Below are 17,100 nucleotides of genomic sequence, written 5' to 3'. Positions count from 1 at the left end.
TCGCCGGGTCGTACGTCAACTTGGAGGGAGGGGCGGCAGAATTGTCCCTCCCGGGACGGTCCGGCGAATCGGACGGTGTTCGAGTCCGATGGAGGACAAAGTCCTCCCTCCCGGTTGCCCCACCCTTTCGTAACCCCCCTAGACTGAACACCCAGCAGGTGGCTCACGCTCGAAAGGCGCCCCCGTGTCCATCGGCAACTCCCCCGAAGACGACCGGCCTTCGATCGGTCGAGTGCTCCAGCAGGCTCGCATCGGCGCAGGTCTCACGGTCGAAGAGATCAGTTCGTCCACCCGGGTGCGCATCCCCATCGTGCACGCGATCGAAGAGGACGACTTCTCCCGCTGCGGCGGCGACGTGTACGCGCGCGGCCATATCCGCACGCTGGCGCGTGCCGTCGGGATCGATCCGGAACCGCTGGTCTCGCAGTACGACGCGGAACACGGCGGCCGTCCCGCACCCACCCCCGCGGCGCCGCTGTTCGAGGCCGAGAGAATCCGCTCCGAACCCCGGCGTCCCAACTGGACGGCGGCCATGGTCGCGGCGATCGTCGCCGTCGTCGGTTTCGTCGGCTTCACGTTCTTCAAGGGCGGTGACGACACCCCCGCGGCCACCCAGCTCGCGGAGGGTTCGGCACCCAACACGAAGACTCCCAAGCCGAAGACCGGCAAGACCGTCGACCCCAAGCCGGCGCCCTCCGACAGCGCCATCGCCGCGGCCCCCAGGGACAAGGTGACGGTGCGGCTCGACGCCAGCCAGGGCAAGAGCTGGATCTCCGCCAAGGACCACAACGGGCGGCTGCTCTTCGACGGTCTGCTGCTCAAGGGCCAGACCAAGACCTTCCAGGACCAGGAGCGGGTCGACCTCGTTCTCGGTGACGCCGGCTCGATCGAGCTCTTCGTGAACGGCAAGAAGGTCGAGGACAAGTTCCAGCCCGGCCAGGTCGAGCGGCTCTCGTACACGAAGGGCGACCCGGCGGTCGGCTGACCCGTACACACACCGTCTCCTCCGGAGGCATCGACGACACGGCGAGCGCCCGGCAATCCAGCCGGGCGCTCGCCGCATTTGTTACTCGGTGTAACGGTGGAACCCTGCGCGGCAGGGCGAGTGCCGGGACAAAGTAGTCTTGAGCCCATGCCCGAACGCCGTACCGTCGCCCTTGTCACTCTTGGCTGCGCCCGTAACGAGGTGGACTCGGAGGAGCTCGCAGGCCGCTTGGCAGCGGACGGCTGGGAGCTCGTCCAGGACGCCTCCGACGCGGATGTGGCCGTCGTCAACACCTGTGGATTCGTCGAGGCCGCCAAGAAGGACTCCGTCGACGCCCTGCTCGAAGCGAACGATCTGAAGGACCACGGCCGGACCCAGGCCGTGGTCGCCGTCGGCTGCATGGCCGAGCGCTACGGCAAGGACCTCGCAGAGGCCCTGCCCGAGGCGGACGGCGTCCTCGGCTTCGACGACTACGCCGACATCTCCGACCGCCTCCAGACCATCCTCAGCGGCGGCGTCCACGCCTCGCACACCCCGCGTGACCGCCGCAAGCTGCTGCCGATCAGCCCGGCCGAACGGCAGGACGCGGCCGTGGCCCTGCCGGGGCACGCCCAGGAGGCCGAACCGGCCCCCGCGCCCGAGGACCTCCCCGAGGGGGTCGCGCCGGTCTCCGGACCGCGGGCACCCCTGCGCCGCCGGCTGGGCACCAGCCCCGTCGCCTCGGTGAAGCTCGCCTCCGGCTGCGACCGCCGCTGCTCCTTCTGCGCCATCCCGTCCTTCCGCGGATCCTTCATCTCGCGGCGCCCCTCGGACGTGCTCCAGGAGACCCGCTGGCTGGCCGAGCAGGGCGTCAAGGAGGTCATGCTGGTCTCCGAGAACAACACCTCGTACGGCAAGGACCTCGGCGACATCCGGCTGCTGGAGACGCTGCTGCCGGAGCTCGCGGACGTCGAGGGCATCGAGCGGATCCGGGTCAGCTACCTCCAGCCGGCCGAGATGCGCCCCGGCCTGATCGACGTGCTGACCTCGACGCCGAAGGTCGCGCCCTACTTCGACCTGTCCTTCCAGCACTCGGCCCCCGGCGTGCTGCGGGCGATGCGCCGCTTCGGCGACACCGACCGGTTCCTGGAACTGCTGGACACGATCCGCGGCAAGGCGCCGCAGGCCGGTGCCCGCTCCAACTTCATCGTGGGCTTCCCCGGCGAGACCGAGGCCGACCTGGCGGAGCTGGAACGCTTCCTCACCGGTGCCCGACTCGACGCCATCGGCGTCTTCGGCTACTCCGACGAGGAGGGCACCGAGGCGGTCGGCTACGAGAACAAGCTGGACGCCGATGTCATCGCCGAGCGGCTCGCGCACATCTCGCAGCTGGCCGAGGAGCTGACCTCGCAGCGGGCCGAGGAGCGCCTGGGCGAGACACTCCAGGTCCTCGTCGAGTCCGTGGACGACGAGGACGGCGCGGTGGGGCGTGCGGCGCACCAGGCTCCCGAGACGGACGGCCAGGTGCTCTTCACCACACGCGAGGGCCTCGTGCCCGGCCTTATGGTCGAGGCAAAGGTCGTGGGCACCGAAGGAGTGGACCTGGTGGCCGAGTGTTCCGGACTCATGGAGGCGGCCAGATGACGGGTGTCCCGGCATCCGCGGCAGGTGGCTCCGGCGCGAAGCCGGTCCGCGGCGGCAAGCTGGGCACTGCGGCCGTGAATCAGGCCAGCCTGTGGAACATCGCCAATCTGCTCACCATGCTGCGGCTGGTGCTGGTGCCCGGCTTCGTGCTGCTGCTGCTGCACAACGGGGGGTACGACCCGGCCTGGCGGTCGTTCGCCTGGGCGGCCTTCGCCATCGCCATGATCACCGACCTGTTCGACGGTCATCTGGCCCGCACCTACAACCTGGTCACCGACTTCGGGAAGATCGCCGACCCGATCGCGGACAAGGCGATCATGGGCGCGGCGCTGATCTGTCTCTCGTATCTCGGGGATCTGCCCTGGTGGGTCACGGGCGTGATCCTCTTCCGTGAGCTCGGCATCACGCTGATGCGCTTCTGGGTGATACGGCACGCGGTGATTCCGGCCAGTCGTGGCGGGAAGATGAAGACCCTGGCGCAGGGGACGGCCGTCGGGATGTACGTCCTGGCGCTGACCGGTCCACTGGCCACGCTGCGCTTCTGGGTGATGGCGGTGGCCGTCGTGCTGACGGTCGTCACCGGCCTCGACTATGTGCGCCAGGCCGTCGTGCTGCGGCGCAAGGGGCTCGCGGCCGAGCGGGCCGCCGCGGAAGCCGCCGGGGCCGCGGGAAGCCGTGACTCGGCGGAGGCCGAGCGGTGACTGCCGCGGCCGGGGTGCTGGAGCTGCTCGTGGAGCGGGGGGAGACCCTCGCCGTCGCCGAGTCGCTGACCGGCGGTCTGGTCGCGGCGGAGCTGACTTCCGTGCCGGGTGCCTCGAAGTCCTTCCGGGGTTCCGTGACGGCGTACGCGACGCCCCTGAAGCAGGACGTCCTGGGAGTGGACGGCGTTCTGCTGGCGGAGCGCGGGGCGGTCGACCCGGAGGTGGCGCGGCAGATGGCAGCCGGTGTGCGCCGCGTTCTCGGTGCGGACTGGGGCGTGGCCACCACCGGGGTCGCGGGCCCCGAGCCGCAGGACGGCAGGGCCGTGGGCACGGTCTATGTCGCGGTGGCCGGGCCGGGCGGGGTGGAGAATATGGCCGAGCTGAGATTGAACGGCGAGCGGGCGGACATCCGTAGAGAGAGCGTACGGAGCGTGCTCGAGCTGCTCTCCGCCGAACTCGGCAAGCATGCAAGGGCACAGGATACGGAACAGAACGGGGGGAATTGATGTTTGCAGCCCTGAGTGAACACGACATCGCTCCCCGCACGGCCGCGGCGCGAGGCGGTACGGTGGGGCGTGAAGGATGCGGCTACGCGGTCCGAGGAGGGAGCCACCGATGATTCTGCTCCGTCGCCTGCTTGGTGACGTGCTGCGTCGGCAGCGCCAGCGCCAAGGCCGTACTCTGCGCGAAGTCTCCTCGTCCGCCCGAGTCTCGCTCGGCTATCTCTCCGAGGTGGAGCGGGGGCAGAAGGAGGCATCCTCCGAGCTGCTCTCCGCCATTTGCGACGCGCTTGACGTACGGATGTCCGAGCTCATGCGTGAAGTGAGCGATGAGCTGTCGCTGGCCGAACTGGCCGAGTCGGCAGCAGCCAGCGATCCGGTGCCTGTGCCGGTGCGGCCCATGCTCAATTCCGTCTCCGTGACGTCGGTGGCGGGTGTGCCGACGGGACGGGTGACCATCAAGGCGCCCGCGGAAGCGGTGGATGTCGTCGCCGCCTGACCCGCGCGGTCCGGTGTGAAGCACAAAGCCCCGGTCGGCCCCTTGAGGGGGCGGCCGGGGCTTTTGTGTGCTCCGGAGAGGGCCGAATTCGAATGGGGCAATGAAACGTTCTCGAATGACCGTTTTGTTTCATTTATGCCATCGTGGGTGGTGCTGAGCGGGGAGTCGTTCCCCGGCTCGCCCCTACCCGAAGGAGTCGCAGTGGTTGACGAAGGCGCCAAGGACAAGATCAAGGGCAAGGCCAAGGAAGCCATGGGCAAGATGACCGGCGACCGGCGCAAGGAGACCGAAGGCAAGATGGACCAGGCCAAGGGTCAGGCCAAGGGCGCCATGAGCGATGCCGAGAAGCGCGCGAAGGGCACGAAGGACTCGCTGCGCCGCGACGAGCACTGACAGCTTCCGGCCGAGCCCCCACGCGAAGCCGTGGGGGCTCGGTGATGCCGTGGTGCTGCTCGTTCTGGATGCGGCCCGGGTGTTGCCGGGTGAGACTGCCAGGAGCGCGTAACGGTCTTTGGCGGTGCACAGGGCGCCGGTGGTGCGCCGATGCGCCCTCCCGCCGGGCGAGCGCGCCGCACTAGGGTCCTTCGTTTGGATCAGGCCGGAGGAGGCAGCCATGGTACGGCGATGGGTGCCGGCGCTCGTTCTCGGCGGGGTGTGGTGGTGGGCCGTGCTGCGGCTCGCGCTGGAACCGGCCCGTGCGGGGCTTGTCGAGGGTGCGGTGGCGGCGGGTGGGTGGGGGCTGAGCCTGCTGCCCGTGCACGCGGCCGCGACCGCCGGGCCGGCGGGAGCGGGGCGCTGGTTCGGTGTCGGGATGCGGTGGGCGGAGCGGGGCGGACGGGCTACCAGGGCATGGCTACGCCGCCGTTGGGGCGGAGGATCTGGCCGGTCATGAAGGCCGACGCGTCGGAAGCGAGATGCAGCACGGTGTGGGCCACGTCCTCGGGTTCGCCCACCCGTCCGAGCGGGGAGAACCGCGCCATCGTCGCCTCCGCCCGGTGCTGCCGGTCCGCGTCGTGGCGGGCGGTCATGGGGGTACGGATCCAGCCCGGGGCGACGGCGTTGACGCGGATCGCGTGCGGCCCCAGTTCGGTCGCCAGTGTCTTCGTCAGCTGGACGACCGCCGCCTTGGCCGCGCTGTAGCAGAGCAGCCCCGGGCCCGCGGAGTCGACCGCCCCCGAGGCCATGGTGATCAGTGAGCCGGGCGCGCCGCGCGCGATCATGGTGCGGGCCACCTCCTGGCAGGCGTACAGCACGCCCTTGAAGTTGACCGCGAGGACGCGGTCGAGATCCTCGTCCGAGGTCTCCAGGACGGTGCTCGTGTGCATGATCCCGGCGACGGCGGCCAGGATGTCGAGGTCGCCCGCGGCGGCCACCGCGGCCGCGACCCGGCCGCGGTCGGTGACGTCGAGGGCATGGATGCGGGCCGTGCCGCCCGCCCCGGTGATCAGTTCTCGGGTCTCCAGCAGGCCCTTCTCGTCCAGGTCCGCGCAGTGCGCGGTGGCACCCGCGGCCGCGAGCAGGACTGCGCAGGCTCGGCCGATACCGCCCGCGGCGCCGGTGACGAACGCGGAGCGGCCCGTGAGGTCGTACGCGGTGAGGGACATGACCGGACGGTACGGCCGGATCTGACGGATCGTCAACTAGGTGTGGGGCCCGACTGGCAGCGCGGGCACCAGTAGGTGGGGCGGGCGTCCTGGTCCGCGGTGCGGATGGGGGTGCCGCAGCGCAGGCAGGGGCGGTCGGTCCTGCCGTAGACCCAGAGCCGTTCCTTCGGGCCGTGTCCGCGCGCGATGCGCGTGGCCGTGGTCGTGCGCACCGGGCGCTCGCGATTGGCTTCGAGGAGCTGTTTGGCCGTGGTGACCAGGAGGGCAGCGGTGGTGGCGGGAAGGTCGCCCACGGCGAGCCAGGGGGTGGCGCGGGCCAGGAAGCAGAGCTCGGCCTTGTAGATGTTGCCGATTCCGGCCATGTTGCGCTGGTCCAGCAGGGCTTCGCCGAGGGGGCGGCCGGGGTCGGCGAGCAGATGGCGCAGAGCCGTCTCGGGGTCCCAGTCCGGGCCCAGCAGATCGGGGCCGAGATGGCCGACCGCCTTTGCCTCGTCCCGGGTGCGGAGGAGTTCGAGGACGGGCAGCCGGTACCCGACGGCGGTGTGCTCCGCGTTGCCGAGGACGGCGCGGATCTGGTGGGCGGGGCCGCCGCGCCAGCGCTCGCCCGCGGCGTAGACGCGCCAGGCGCCGTCCATCCGGAGATGGCTGTGGAGGGTGAGACCGCCCTCGACGCGGGTCAGGAGGTGCTTGCCGCGCGGGACGACGTCCAGCACCGTCCGGCCGGTCAGGTCGGCGGTGGCGAACCGGGGCACGCGCAGGTCGGAGCGGGTGAGGACCCGGCCGGCGAGTGCGGTGCGCAGACGTCCGGCCGTCTGGTGGACGGTGTCTCCTTCGGGCATGTCTCCATGATGCGGGCGGGACGGTGTGTGCGGGGCGCGGTGGTACGAGGAGTGGGGCGCCCGTGGGTCAGGCGCGCAGGCGGAGCCCCCTCGGAGTGGCGAGGAAGCCGGCCGCCTCCAGCGTGCGGCCGAGGGGGGAGGTCAGGGACGGGGCGCCGTTGGTGCGCTCGACCGTGACCGTGCCGAGCGCTCCCGCGCGGGCGGCCGTCGCCAGCGCCCCCGCTGCCGCGAGGAGGGCCGGGTCGTCGGGGTCGGTGGGCCAGGCGAGCAGCGTCTTGCCGCCGCGCTCCATGTACATCGCCAGCTCGCCGTCGACCAGCACGACCAGGGCGCCCGCCTTGCGGCCGGGTTTGTGCCCGGCACCGTCCGGCGGCTCGGGCCAGGGCAGGGCCGCTCCGTAGGCATTGGCCGGGTCCGCCGCGGCGAGGACCAGGGCACGGGGCGTGGCGCCCGGCTCCGCGCGGTCGCGGGCGGTGGACGTGGCGCGCAGCCGGTCCACCGCGCCGTCCATCGCGAACTGCGCCGCCCCCAGCCCCTCGACGACATAGCCGCGCCGGGCCTGCCCGTTGTCCTCGAAGGCGGACAGGACGCGGTACGTCGCGGAGAAACCGCCCTCGACGCCCTCGGCCTGGACCGCGCCGCGGGTCACCACCCCGTGGCGGTCCAGTAGCGTGCGGGCCAGGGCGTGCGCACGGTGTGTGGGATCGGGTTCGGTGGCGGGCAGCACGGACCAGCGGCCCGAGACGGTGGGCGGGCCGGTGCGGGACGCGGGCCGGGCGGCGGTGGTGAGCGAGCCGTAACGCCCGCGCGGGACACTGCGTCTGGCACGGTGGGCGGTCGACCCCGCCGTGCGGCCGGAGCCGAGGAGCGAACGCAGCGGGGCGAGGGTGTCGTTGGTGAGCCGGCCCGACCAGGCCAGCTCCCAGATGGCATCGGCCAGTTGCGGATCGGTGCAGTCCGGATGGGTGGTGGCCCTGACCTGATCGGCGATCTGCCGGAAGAACAGGCCGTATCCACCGCTCAGTGCGGTCAGGACGGATTCGTGCAACGCGCTGAGTTCCAGCGGGTGCGGCGGCGGGAGGAGCAGGGGCGCGCTGTCGGCGAGGTAGAGGGACAGCCAGCCGTCCTTGCCCGGGAGGCCGCCCGCGCCGGCCCAGACGACCTCGCCGGTGGTGGTCAGCTCGTCGAGCAGCGCGGGGGTGTAGTCGGTGACCCGGCCCGGCAGGATCAACTTCTCCAGGGCCGACGCCGGGACGGGCGCGCCCTGCAACTGCTCGATGGCGCGGGCCAGTCCGTCGATTCCGCGCAGGCCGTTGCTGCCCAGGTGCTGCCACTGCGGAAGGAAGCCGGCGAGCGCGGCGGGCGGGACCGGCTCCAGTTCGTGGCGGAGCGCGGCGAGAGAACGGCGGCGCAGGCGGCGCAGAACGGTGGCATCGCACCACTCCTGGCCGATGCCTGCGGGATGGAACTCGCCCTGGACGATCCGGCCCGAGGCGGCGAGCCGTTGCAACGCCCCGTCCGTGACCGCGGTGCCGAGTCCGAAGCGGGCGGCGGCGCCGGTGGAGGTGAACGGACCGTGCGTACGGGCGTATCGGCCGAGGAGGTCGCCGAGGGGGTCCTTCACCGGCTCGGTGAAGGCCTCGGGGACACCGACCGGCAGGGCGGTTCCCAGAGCGTCCCGCAGGCGGCCCGCGTCCTCGATCGCGGCCCAGTGGCCGGCCCCGCCGATCCGGACGCGGATGGCCCGGCGGGCCGCGGACAGCTCGGGAGCCCATGACCGGTCGGCGCCGCGCTCCGCCAACTCCTCGTCGGTGAGCGGGCCGAGGACCCGGAGCAGGTCGGCGACGCCTTCCACGTCCTTGATCCGGCGGTCCTCGGTCAGCCACTGGAGCTCCTGCTCCAGCTCGGTCAGGACGTCCGCGTCGAGCAGCTCGCGCAGCTCCGCCTGGCCGAGGAGCTCCGCCAGCAGATGGGAGTCCAGGGAGAGGGCGGCGGCCCGCCTTTCGGCCAGGGGCGAGTCGCCCTCGTACAGGAACTGGGCGACGTAGCCGAACAGGAGCGAGCGTGCGAAGGGCGAGGGCTCCGGGGTGGTCACCTCGACCAGCCGGACGCGGCGTGCTTCGAGGTCGCCCATGAGTTCCGTGAGCCCGGGGACGTCGAAGACGTCCTGGAGGCATTCGCGGACCGCCTCCAGGACGATCGGGAAGGAGCCGAACTCCGAAGCGACCTGCAGCAGTTGCGCGGCGCGCTGACGCTGCTGCCAGAGCGGGGTGCGTTTGCCGGGGCTGCGGCGCGGCAACAGCAGGGCGCGGGCGGCGCACTCCCGGAACCGCGAGGCGAACAGCGCCGAACCGCCGACCTGGTCGGTGACGATCTGACCGATCTCGCCCTGGTCGAACGTCACGTCCGCCGCGCCGACGGGCGGTTGTCCGCTGTCGTACGAGAGGCCCGGCAGCGGCGCCGGCGCCTGGGCCGGCCCCTCGGAGAGGTCCTGCGCGGGATCGAAGTCCAGGAGGTCCAGGCCCATCAGATCGGCGTCGGGCAGCCGCAGCACGATGCCGTCGTCGGCATGCATCACCTGGGCGTCCATGCCGTACCGCTCGGCGAGGCGGGCGCTCAGCGCCAGCGCCCACGGCGCGTGCACCTGTGCGCCGAACGGGGAGTGGACCACGACCCGCCAGTCACCCAGCTCGTCCCGGAAACGCTCGACGAGGATGGTGCGGTCGTCCGGCACATGGCCGCAGGCGCGGCGTTGTTCGTCGATGTACGACAGGGTGTTGTCGGCGGCCCAGGTGTCGAGACCGGCGGCGAGCAGCCGCGCGCGGGCGTCCTCCTGCGACAGCCCGCCGATCTCGCGGAGGAACGCCCCGAGCGCACGCCCCAGCTCCAGCGGGCGGCCCAGCTGGTCGCCCTTCCAGAACGGCAGCCGGCCGGGAACACCGGGGGCGGGCGAGACCAGGACCCGGTCGCGGGTGATGTCCTCGATCCGCCAGGACGTGGTGCCGAGCGTGAAGACGTCGCCGACCCGGGACTCGTACACCATCTCCTCGTCGAGCTCACCGACCCGGCCGCCGCCCTTCTTGGGGTCGGCGCCCGCGAGGAAGACCCCGAAGAGTCCCCGGTCGGGGATCGTCCCCCCGGAGGTGACGGCGAGCCGCTGCGCGCCCGGGCGGCCGGTGACCGTGCCGGCCACCCGGTCCCAGACCACGCGCGGGCGCAGCTCGGCGAAGGCGTCGGAGGGGTAGCGGCCGGCGAGCATGTCCAGCACGGCGGTGAACGCGGACTCGGGCAGTGAGGCGAAGGGCGCCGCGCGGCGGACCACCGCCAGCAGGTCGTCCACCTGCCAGCTGTCCAGGGCGACCATGGCGACGAGCTGCTGGGCCAGCACGTCCAGCGGGTTGGACGGGACCCGGAGCGCCTCGATGGAGCCCTCGCGCATCCGCTCGGTGACCACGGCCGCCTGCACCAGATCGCCCCGGTACTTCGGGAAGACCACTCCGGTGGAGACCGCACCGACCTGATGTCCGGCCCGGCCGACCCGTTGCAGGCCGGAGGCCACCGAGGGCGGCGACTCCACCTGGATCACGAGGTCGACCGCCCCCATGTCGATGCCCAGCTCCAGGCTGGAGGTGGCGACGACGGCCGGCAGCCGGCCCGCCTTGAGGTCCTCCTCGACCTGGGCGCGCTGTTCCTTGGAGACCGAGCCGTGGTGGGCGCGGGCGAGGAGCGCGGGGGCGCCCTTCGCCGCACCGGACTCGGCCATGATCTCGGCGGGGGAGTGGGACTCGGCGATCGTCTCGCCGGTGAGCCGCTCGTAGGCGATCTCGTTGAGGCGGTTGCACAGCCGCTCGGCGAGGCGGCGGGAGTTGGCGAAGACGATGGTGGAGCGATGCCGCTGGACCAGGTCGACGATCCGCTCCTCGACATGGGGCCAGATCGACGGCTTGTCCGCCTGGCCTGCCTGGTCGGGGTCGGTGGCGGGGGAGCCGCCGAGCTCACCCAGATCCTCGACCGGCACGACCACCGACAGGTCGAACCGCTTGGTGGACGGCGGCTGGACGATCTCCGCCTTGCGCCGGGGCGAGAGGAAGCGTGCCACCTCGTCGACCGGACGGACCGTCGCCGACAGGCCGATCCGCCGGGCGGGACGCGGCAGCAGCTCGTCGAGGCGCTCCAGCGTCACGGCGAGATGGGCGCCCCGCTTCGTGCCGGCCACGGCGTGCACCTCGTCGAGGATCACCGTCTCGACGCCGGACAGCGCCTCCCGGGCGGACGAGGTCAGCATCAGGAACAGCGATTCGGGCGTGGTGATCAGGATGTCCGGCGGCCTGGTCGCCATCGAGCGGCGCTCGGCGGGCGGGGTGTCGCCGGAGCGGATGCCCACCCGGACCTCGGGCTCCGGCAGCCCGAGGCGCACCGACTCCTGGCGGATGCCGGTCAGCGGGGAGCGGAGGTTGCGCTCGACGTCGACCGCGAGTGCCTTGAGGGGCGACACGTACAGCACCCGGCAGCGCTTCTTCGGCTCGGCGGGCGGCGGGACGGACGCCAAGGTGTCCAGCGCGGCGAGAAACGCCGCGAGGGTCTTGCCGGAGCCGGTCGGCGCGACCACCAGCACGTCCGAACCCTCGCCGATCGCGCGCCAGGCGCCCTCCTGCGCGGCGGTGGGCGCGCTGAAGGCACCCGCGAACCAGCCTCGGGTGGCGGGTGAGAACGAATCGAGCGCAGAGCCGGCCATGTCCCCCATCGTGCACCTCGCCACTGACAACGGCCCCGACCGCCCTCGGCGGCCCCGCCCCGGAGCTGCGAGAATTCGTTCATGGCGGCGAGACCGGAGTCGGGGGCGGGGGAGTGGGCGAGGCACTGGCAGTACGCGGAACTGCCCGACCTCGATCTGCTGCGTGCCCGGTACGTGCGCCACACCTTTCCGCGCCACAGCCACGAGGGCTATGTCTTCGGCACCATCAGCCACGGGGTGGAGGACGTCGGGCTGCCGGGCGGCACCGTCCACGCCGGCCCCGGCACGGTGGTCATGATCAACCCGGAGGTCCCGCACACCGCCCGCGCGGGTGTGCCCGAGGGCTGGGTGTACGCCACGCTCTACCCGTCCTCGCAGGTCATCAATGACATCGCGGCCGATACGACGAGCCTGCGCGGCACGGTCGGATTCAGCGAGACCAGCGTCGTGGACCCGTACGCGGCCCGGCTGATCGGCGAGGTCCACCGGGCGGCCGAGGAGGGCAACGCACTCGCCGCCGACACGGTGCTGCGGGTCATGGTCACGCGGCTGCTCAGCCGGTACGGCAGTGCGCTGCCCGCCCGTGCGCCCCGCTCCGCCGGTGCGCGCGACGCGGCGCGGGCACGCGCCGTGCTGGAGGGCAGGATGGCGGCGCCGCCCACCCTGGAGGCGCTCGCTGCGGAGCTCGGCACCAGCCCGTTCGCGCTGCTGAGGGCCTTCAAGAAGCAGTACGGGATGCCGCCGCACGCCTGGCTCACCGATGCCCGGGTGCGGGCGGCGCGTCGGATGCTCGACGCGGGGACGGCGCCCGCGCAAGCGGCCGCCGAGGTCGGTTTCACCGACCAGCCGCACCTCAACCGTCACTTCACCCGGATCGTGGGAGTACCACCCGGCGCCTACCAGCGCGAACGTGCAAGAACGTACAAGACCGGTCCCGATCTGCCCACGTAGCGTTCCGGTCGTGGCAGAACAGATAACACTCCCAGAGGGCGTCGGCGAATCGGCCGACGCACCCCACGGCACCGCGCCCGGCCCGGGCGCGCGGCCGGGCGCGACGGAGACGAAGCCGGGCGCGACGGAGACGAAGCCGGACGGGACCGTGACGAAGCCGGACGCCGCCGTCGTACGCGACGCGCTCGGGGTCGGCATAGCCGTCGGCCTCTCCGGCTTCGCCTTCGGCGTGACCTCGGCCGGTTCCGGACTGAGCCTGCTGCAGACCTGCGCACTCAGCCTCGCCGTCTTCACCGGCGCCTCGCAGTTCGCCCTCGTCGGGGCCCTCGCCGCGGGCGGCAACCCGTACACCGCGGCTGCCGGGGCCTTCTTCCTCGGCGTACGCAACTCGTTCTACGGCCTGCGGCTCTCGCAGCTGCTCGCGCTGCCGCGGGCGCTCCGCCCCTTCGCCGCCCAGTGGGTCATCGACGAGACGACCGCGGTGACCCTGCCGCAGCCGACCCGGCGGGCCGCGCGCATCGGCTTCACCGTCACCGGGCTGACCCTCTACGTGCTGTGGAACCTGACCACGCTGCTCGGCGCCCTCGGTGCCGAAGCGCTCGGCGACACCGACACCTGGGGGCTGGACGCCGCGTCACCCGCGGTCTTCCTCGCCCTGCTGGCGCCGATGCTGAAGAGCACCACCGAACGCGTCACCGCCGCGATCGCCGTACTGCTGGCGCTCGGCCTGCTGCCCGTGCTGCCCGCGGGCGTCCCCGTCCTGCTGTCCGCGCTCGCCGCGCCCGCCGTTCTCTTCCTGAGCGGACGCCGCAGGAGCACGGACGAGGCAACGGCCACCACGGAGGAGAACCGATGAACGTCTGGATCGCCATCGCGCTGACCGCCGTCGGCTGCTACCTCGCCAAGCTGCTCGGCCTGCTGGTGCCCGCCGGGGTGCTGGAACGCCCGCTCGTCCAGCGCCTTGCCGCGCTCCTGCCCGTGGCGCTCCTGGCCGCCCTCACCGCGCAGCAGACCTTCGGCGACGGGCAGCACCTGACACTGGACGCCAGGGGCGCGGGGCTTGCCGCGGCGGCACTCGCGCTGGTCCTGCGCGCGCCGTTCCTCGTGGTCGTGGGCTCCGCCGTGGCCGTCACCGCAGGAGTACGTGCCCTCGGCTAGGGCCTTTCGAGGCCCCCGGTGTTCTGTCCCGGGAGGTTGCGGACGGGCGAGGCAGGTCTCGGCCGAGGGTTTTCGAACGGGTGGGGGCCTTCCGGGTCCGGTGTGGATTCGACATCTCCACCGAACGATCGGAAGGCCCTCGTGCCCCACCGTGATGCACCCCTGATCGGGGCCGGCCGTCTGCGTCCGGCCCGCTGAGTGGCCGAGGACGGCCGGCCCCTGCGGTGGGCCGCCGAACGCTCCCAGGCCTCGCCGACCACGGCCCGACGATGGGCCGGCCGTTACCGCCTCCTCGGCGAGACCGGCATGACCGGCCGTTCGAGTCGCCCGCAACACAGCCCGCGCCGGACCCCACCCGCACCGAACGACGGATCTTCAAGGTCCGCGTTCTGCGGCGGGTGGGGCCATGCGCGCATCGCCCGCCTGCTGCACCTGGTGCCCTCGACCGTCCACCGGGTGCCGGCCCGCTTCGGCCCGGCCCGCCTCACGCCCATGGACCGTGCCACCGGCCGGGCCATCCGCCGCTACGAACGTGACCGGCCCGGCGAACCGGCGCACGTGGACATCAAGAAGCTCGGCAACATCCCCGACGGCGGCGGCCACACGGCACTCGGCCCGGCACCGGCCCCGGCAAGCGGGCAGGAGGACCCGGTCCGGGGCCGGCCACCGGGCCCGAAGGAGTGCCCGCAGCCGACTGACCGGCACCCCGCACCGGCCATGGGTCTCAGTCGAGGCCGCGTCCGTGGGCGCGCAGTGTCAGAAGGGCCTTGAGCGTCACGATGGGCCGCCCCTCCAGCGCCGTCCCCGGGGCCCACTGCCGCCAGTTCACCGGCCAGCCGCCGTCCGCCTGCTGCTCGGCCGCGAGATGGTCGAGCGAGCGGGACAGCTCCTCGTCGGTGAACCAGTGACGGGCGAGCGAGTCGGGCGTACGGGCGTAGTCGTACGGAAAATGCTGCTCGCCCGGCGCGTATCCGGCCGCCACGGGGTACTCGGCGCGCCGCTCCGGATCCAGTACCGCGAGTCGCTGGTCCCGCACCAGCCGCCCGAGCCGGTCGGCCGCAGTCTGAGCCCGTGCCTGGTCCGGAGCACCGTCCAGGAAGGCGATCGCAGCCTCGATCTCGTAAGGATGCGACTGCTCCAGGGCATCCACCGCGGCCCAGCAGAAGTCGGTGGCCCGGAAGAGCCAGGCGTGCCACACCGCGTTGCGGTGCAGGAGCCCGACGACGGGGCCGGTGGTCAGCAACTCCGCGGGAGGGTCATCGACGATCGGGATGAACGGCGCGGCGGGGTAGCCGCGCTGCGTCGGCAGAAGAGCGGGCAGCGCGCCCTCCTTGGTCGACACCTCGGTGAGGAAGCGGCAGATCCGCTCCACCCGCAGCCCGTCGCAGCGCCCGATGGAGTCCAGCACACTGAGTGCGTGCGCAGTGTGCAGCGGCTGACTGACGGGGCCGCGCAGATCGGGTTCGAGCGCGTTCCCGTAGCCGCCGTCCTCGTTCAGATAGGCGGCGAGTGCGGTTTCCACGGCGTCCGCACTTCCTTCCAGGAAGTGATGGGCGAACCGCCGCTGTTCCAGGACACGAGCCGTGAGCCAGATGAACTGCTCGGCACGATTGAGGGGACTTGTTCCGGTTCCAGCCATGGACCGACCGTAGGGCGATAAGCGCTCTCGGTAAGACGTAGCGGCCCGGCTGCACTCTCAGGAGCGCGATACTGAGGTCATGCGGTTGACGATTTTCTGGGAACGGATGGCGGACCACTTCGGCGCGGGGTACGCCGACTCCTTCGCGCGCGATCATGTGATGGCCGAGCTCGGCGGGCAGACCGTGCACCAGGCACTGGCCGCGGGCTGGGAGACCAAGGACGTCTGGCGCGGAGTCTGCACGGCGGTCGGGATCCCCGCGGACAAGCGCTGAACCAGGCCCGCGCACGGCCGGACCCGCACCGATTTCCGGCCCCGTCGGCTGACGGACCCGTGCTGTTGTCCGGGGTGGGCGGTCGGCTGTCACCGCCGTAGGCGAGACTGGAACCGTGGCACCGACAGACGAGACAGCACAGACCCAGCCGCCTTCCACCCCGCCCGTCCCGCCGGCCGCGCCACCCGCCGCGCCCGTCGGCGCCGGACCGGTACGCATGCCCGCGTGGCTGCCGCGTGCCATGGTGCTCGCCCTGGCGCTTTATGCCTGCTACCGGCTCGGCAGCTGGGCGTTCGACCAGCTCATCGGGTTGCTGATCAATGTTCTGATCGCGTTCTTCCTGGCACTCGCCATCGAGCCGGCGGTGAGCCGGATGTCGGCACGCGGCATGCGCCGCGGCCTCGCCACCTTCCTGGTCTTCCTCGTGGTGCTGATCGCCGGGGTGGGCTTCGTCGTGCTGCTCGGCTCGATGCTCGCGGGCCAGATCGTCGACATGGTCGAGGAGTTCCCGAAGTATCTGGACTCGGTGATCAACTGGGTCAACCAGACCTTCCGCACCGACCTCTCCAGGGTCGAGGTCCAGGACAGCCTGCTCCACTCCGACTGGCTGCAGAAGTACGTCCAGAACAGCGCGACCGGAGTGCTCGACATCTCCACCACCGTGCTCGGTGGTCTGTTCCGGCTGCTGACGATCTTCCTGTTCTCCTTCTACTTCGCGGCCGACGGTCCCAGGCTGCGGCGCGCCCTGTGCTCCGTACTTCCGCCCGCCAGGCAGGCAGAGGTCCTGCGGGCCTGGGAGATCGCGGTCGACAAGACGGGCGGCTACCTCTACTCGCGCGGCCTGATGGCCCTGATCTCCGGGATCGCGCACTACATCCTGCTCGTGATCCTCGGCGTTCCGTACGCGCCCGCACTGGCCGTCTGGGTCGGGCTGGTCTCCCAGTTCGTCCCCACGATCGGCACGTACCTGGCAGGCGCCCTGCCGATGCTGATCGCGTTCACCGTCGACCCCTGGTACGCGGTGTGGGTGCTCGGCTTCGTCGTGATCTACCAGCAGTTCGAGAACTACGCCCTGCAGCCCAAGCTCACCTCCAGGACCGTCGACATCCATCCGGCGGTCGCCTTCGGATCGGTCATCGCGGGCACGGCCCTGATGGGCGCCGTGGGCGCGCTGATCGCGATCCCGGCCGTCGCCACGCTCCAGGCCTTCCTCGGCGCGTACGTGAAGCGGTACGACGTGACGGACGACCCGCGGATGCACGGCCGGAGCCGTCGGCGCGGCGAGCCGGTGCTCACACGGCTGCGCAGTGCCTGGCGGGCCTCCGCCACCGACGGGGGCGAGGACGTGGCGGGCGGCGTCGGGGATCGGCCGGAGCCGGGGCGCGCCTGACCACGCCGTCGACAGGGCTGCCGGGGCCTGGCTCGGGGCCCGTGTCGCCGCGGCGACACGGGCCGCCATCGTCGACCGGGGCCGCCATGGTCCTGTGACAACGAGGACCGATCCCTGCCATCGAAGAGGGCAGGGAAGCCTGACCGGCAGGGAGGGCTGGAGCCGCGAGGAGAACCTCGGCGGAGCCCAGTAGCTGTCCGGG

The 17,100-nt window shown here is 72.1% G+C and carries 16 protein-coding genes and 1 pseudogene; 13 read left to right on the top strand and 4 right to left on the bottom strand.

The window, feature by feature from the left end; genetic code table 11:
- Positions 1 to 184 precede the first annotated feature (184 nt).
- The 7 genes from AB0D53_RS32295 to AB0D53_RS32265 all read left to right on the top strand — a co-directional run bounded on the left by AB0D53_RS32295 (position 185) and on the right by AB0D53_RS32265 (position 5,200).
- Entirely contained in the window at positions 185 to 985 is an 801-nt protein-coding gene (locus AB0D53_RS32295) for a RodZ domain-containing protein (RefSeq protein WP_362452700.1), read from the top strand.
- A gap of 147 nt (positions 986 to 1,132) precedes the next feature.
- Entirely contained in the window at positions 1,133 to 2,608 is a 1,476-nt protein-coding gene (gene rimO / locus AB0D53_RS32290) for a 30S ribosomal protein S12 methylthiotransferase RimO (protein ID WP_329819274.1), read from the top strand.
- Entirely contained in the window at positions 2,605 to 3,309 is a 705-nt protein-coding gene (pgsA, locus tag AB0D53_RS32285; protein WP_362452698.1) for a CDP-diacylglycerol--glycerol-3-phosphate 3-phosphatidyltransferase, read from the top strand. Before rimO ends, pgsA begins: the two co-directional genes overlap by 4 nt.
- Entirely contained in the window at positions 3,306 to 3,815 is a 510-nt protein-coding gene (locus tag AB0D53_RS32280; RefSeq protein WP_362452697.1) for a CinA family protein, read from the top strand. The genes pgsA and AB0D53_RS32280 overlap by 4 nt, the downstream gene beginning before the upstream one ends.
- A 109-nt stretch (positions 3,816 to 3,924) precedes the next feature.
- On the top strand, positions 3,925 to 4,308 hold the full coding sequence (locus tag AB0D53_RS32275) for a helix-turn-helix transcriptional regulator (protein ID WP_018105285.1): 384 nt from the start codon (positions 3,925 to 3,927) through the stop codon (positions 4,306 to 4,308).
- A 201-nt stretch (positions 4,309 to 4,509) separates the two neighbouring features.
- A complete protein-coding gene (locus AB0D53_RS32270; protein WP_362452695.1) occupies positions 4,510 to 4,701 on the top strand; it encodes a CsbD family protein in 192 nt (63 codons plus the stop codon).
- A 220-nt stretch (positions 4,702 to 4,921) separates the two neighbouring features.
- Positions 4,922 to 5,200, top strand: coding sequence for a hypothetical protein (locus tag AB0D53_RS32265; RefSeq protein WP_362452694.1), 279 nt, complete (start codon positions 4,922 to 4,924; stop codon positions 5,198 to 5,200).
- On the opposite strand, the gene AB0D53_RS32260 is transcribed toward AB0D53_RS32265, so the two are convergent.
- The 3 genes from AB0D53_RS32260 to AB0D53_RS32250 all read right to left on the bottom strand — a co-directional run bounded on the left by AB0D53_RS32260 (position 5,148) and on the right by AB0D53_RS32250 (position 11,486).
- A complete protein-coding gene (locus tag AB0D53_RS32260) occupies positions 5,148 to 5,912 on the bottom strand; it encodes an SDR family NAD(P)-dependent oxidoreductase (protein WP_362452692.1) in 765 nt (254 codons plus the stop codon). The two genes, AB0D53_RS32265 and AB0D53_RS32260, sit on opposite strands and share 53 nt — an antisense overlap.
- A 32-nt stretch (positions 5,913 to 5,944) precedes the next feature.
- Positions 5,945 to 6,751: a DNA-formamidopyrimidine glycosylase family protein gene (locus AB0D53_RS32255; protein WP_362452691.1), complete on the bottom strand. Its 807-nt coding sequence runs from the start codon at positions 6,749 to 6,751 to the stop codon at positions 5,945 to 5,947.
- A gap of 67 nt (positions 6,752 to 6,818) precedes the next feature.
- The gene (locus AB0D53_RS32250) at positions 6,819 to 11,486 is read right to left on the bottom strand and encodes a DEAD/DEAH box helicase (RefSeq protein WP_362452690.1); all 4,668 of its coding nucleotides are present in this window, start codon (positions 11,484 to 11,486) and stop codon (positions 6,819 to 6,821) included.
- Positions 11,487 to 11,567: 81 nt separating this feature from the next.
- Here AB0D53_RS32250 and AB0D53_RS32245 point away from each other — a divergent pair, with 81 nt between their 5' ends.
- The 4 genes and pseudogenes from AB0D53_RS32245 to AB0D53_RS32230 all read left to right on the top strand — a co-directional run.
- Positions 11,568 to 12,437 (top strand): AraC family transcriptional regulator, encoded by an 870-nt coding sequence (locus AB0D53_RS32245; protein ID WP_362452688.1) that lies wholly within the window; start codon positions 11,568 to 11,570, stop codon positions 12,435 to 12,437.
- A 148-nt stretch (positions 12,438 to 12,585) separates the two neighbouring features.
- Complete coding sequence (locus tag AB0D53_RS32240; protein ID WP_362452720.1) at positions 12,586 to 13,293, top strand: AzlC family ABC transporter permease; 708 nt, start codon at positions 12,586 to 12,588, stop codon at positions 13,291 to 13,293.
- Complete coding sequence (locus AB0D53_RS32235) at positions 13,290 to 13,595, top strand: AzlD domain-containing protein (protein ID WP_362452687.1); 306 nt, start codon at positions 13,290 to 13,292, stop codon at positions 13,593 to 13,595. The genes AB0D53_RS32240 and AB0D53_RS32235 overlap by 4 nt, the downstream gene beginning before the upstream one ends.
- 198 nt (positions 13,596 to 13,793) lie before the next feature.
- Positions 13,794 to 14,195 (top strand): annotated as a pseudogene (locus AB0D53_RS32230) (leucine zipper domain-containing protein); the annotation flags it as partial.
- 124 nt (positions 14,196 to 14,319) lie between these two features.
- Here the strand turns inward: AB0D53_RS32230 and AB0D53_RS32225 are convergent.
- Positions 14,320 to 15,234, bottom strand: a complete 915-nt coding sequence (locus AB0D53_RS32225) for a hypothetical protein (RefSeq protein ID WP_362452686.1) — start codon at positions 15,232 to 15,234, stop codon at positions 14,320 to 14,322.
- Between the two features lie 79 nt (positions 15,235 to 15,313).
- Between AB0D53_RS32225 and AB0D53_RS32220 the strand changes: the two genes are divergently transcribed.
- Both AB0D53_RS32220 and AB0D53_RS32215 read left to right on the top strand, forming a co-directional pair.
- Positions 15,314 to 15,508: a DUF3046 domain-containing protein gene (locus AB0D53_RS32220; RefSeq protein ID WP_114247022.1), complete on the top strand. Its 195-nt coding sequence runs from the start codon at positions 15,314 to 15,316 to the stop codon at positions 15,506 to 15,508.
- Positions 15,509 to 15,725: 217 nt separating this feature from the next.
- Entirely contained in the window at positions 15,726 to 16,898 is a 1,173-nt protein-coding gene (locus AB0D53_RS32215; protein WP_362452719.1) for an AI-2E family transporter, read from the top strand.
- Positions 16,899 to 17,100 lie beyond the last annotated feature (202 nt).

Source organism: Streptomyces sp. NPDC048295 (genome assembly GCF_040652135.1).
In the GTDB taxonomy this organism is placed as follows: Bacteria; Actinomycetota; Actinomycetes; order Streptomycetales; family Streptomycetaceae; genus Streptomyces.
The sequence above is the reverse complement of the archived record's forward strand: the minus strand, read 5'-3'. Positions and strand labels throughout refer to the sequence as shown.

Bases quoted from the DNA above. Each gene is read 5' to 3' on its own strand.
- AB0D53_RS32220 (WP_114247022.1), top strand. From the start codon at position 15,314: ATGCGGTTGACGATTTTCTGGGAACGGATGGCGGACCACTTCGGCGCG.
- AB0D53_RS32255 (WP_362452691.1), bottom strand. From the start codon at position 6,751: ATGCCCGAAGGAGACACCGTCCACCAGACGGCCGGACGTCTGCGCACC.
- AB0D53_RS32260 (WP_362452692.1), bottom strand. From the start codon at position 5,912: ATGTCCCTCACCGCGTACGACCTCACGGGCCGCTCCGCGTTCGTCACC.
- AB0D53_RS32250 (WP_362452690.1), bottom strand. From the start codon at position 11,486: ATGGCCGGCTCTGCGCTCGATTCGTTCTCACCCGCCACCCGAGGCTGG.
- AB0D53_RS32275 (WP_018105285.1), top strand. From the start codon at position 3,925: ATGATTCTGCTCCGTCGCCTGCTTGGTGACGTGCTGCGTCGGCAGCGC.
- AB0D53_RS32265 (WP_362452694.1), top strand. From the start codon at position 4,922: ATGGTACGGCGATGGGTGCCGGCGCTCGTTCTCGGCGGGGTGTGGTGG.
- AB0D53_RS32235 (WP_362452687.1), top strand. From the start codon at position 13,290: ATGAACGTCTGGATCGCCATCGCGCTGACCGCCGTCGGCTGCTACCTC.
- pgsA (WP_362452698.1), top strand. From the start codon at position 2,605: ATGACGGGTGTCCCGGCATCCGCGGCAGGTGGCTCCGGCGCGAAGCCG.
- AB0D53_RS32215 (WP_362452719.1), top strand. From the start codon at position 15,726: ATGCCCGCGTGGCTGCCGCGTGCCATGGTGCTCGCCCTGGCGCTTTAT.
- rimO (WP_329819274.1), top strand. From the start codon at position 1,133: ATGCCCGAACGCCGTACCGTCGCCCTTGTCACTCTTGGCTGCGCCCGT.
- AB0D53_RS32225 (WP_362452686.1), bottom strand. From the start codon at position 15,234: ATGGCTGGAACCGGAACAAGTCCCCTCAATCGTGCCGAGCAGTTCATC.
- AB0D53_RS32245 (WP_362452688.1), top strand. From the start codon at position 11,568: ATGGCGGCGAGACCGGAGTCGGGGGCGGGGGAGTGGGCGAGGCACTGG.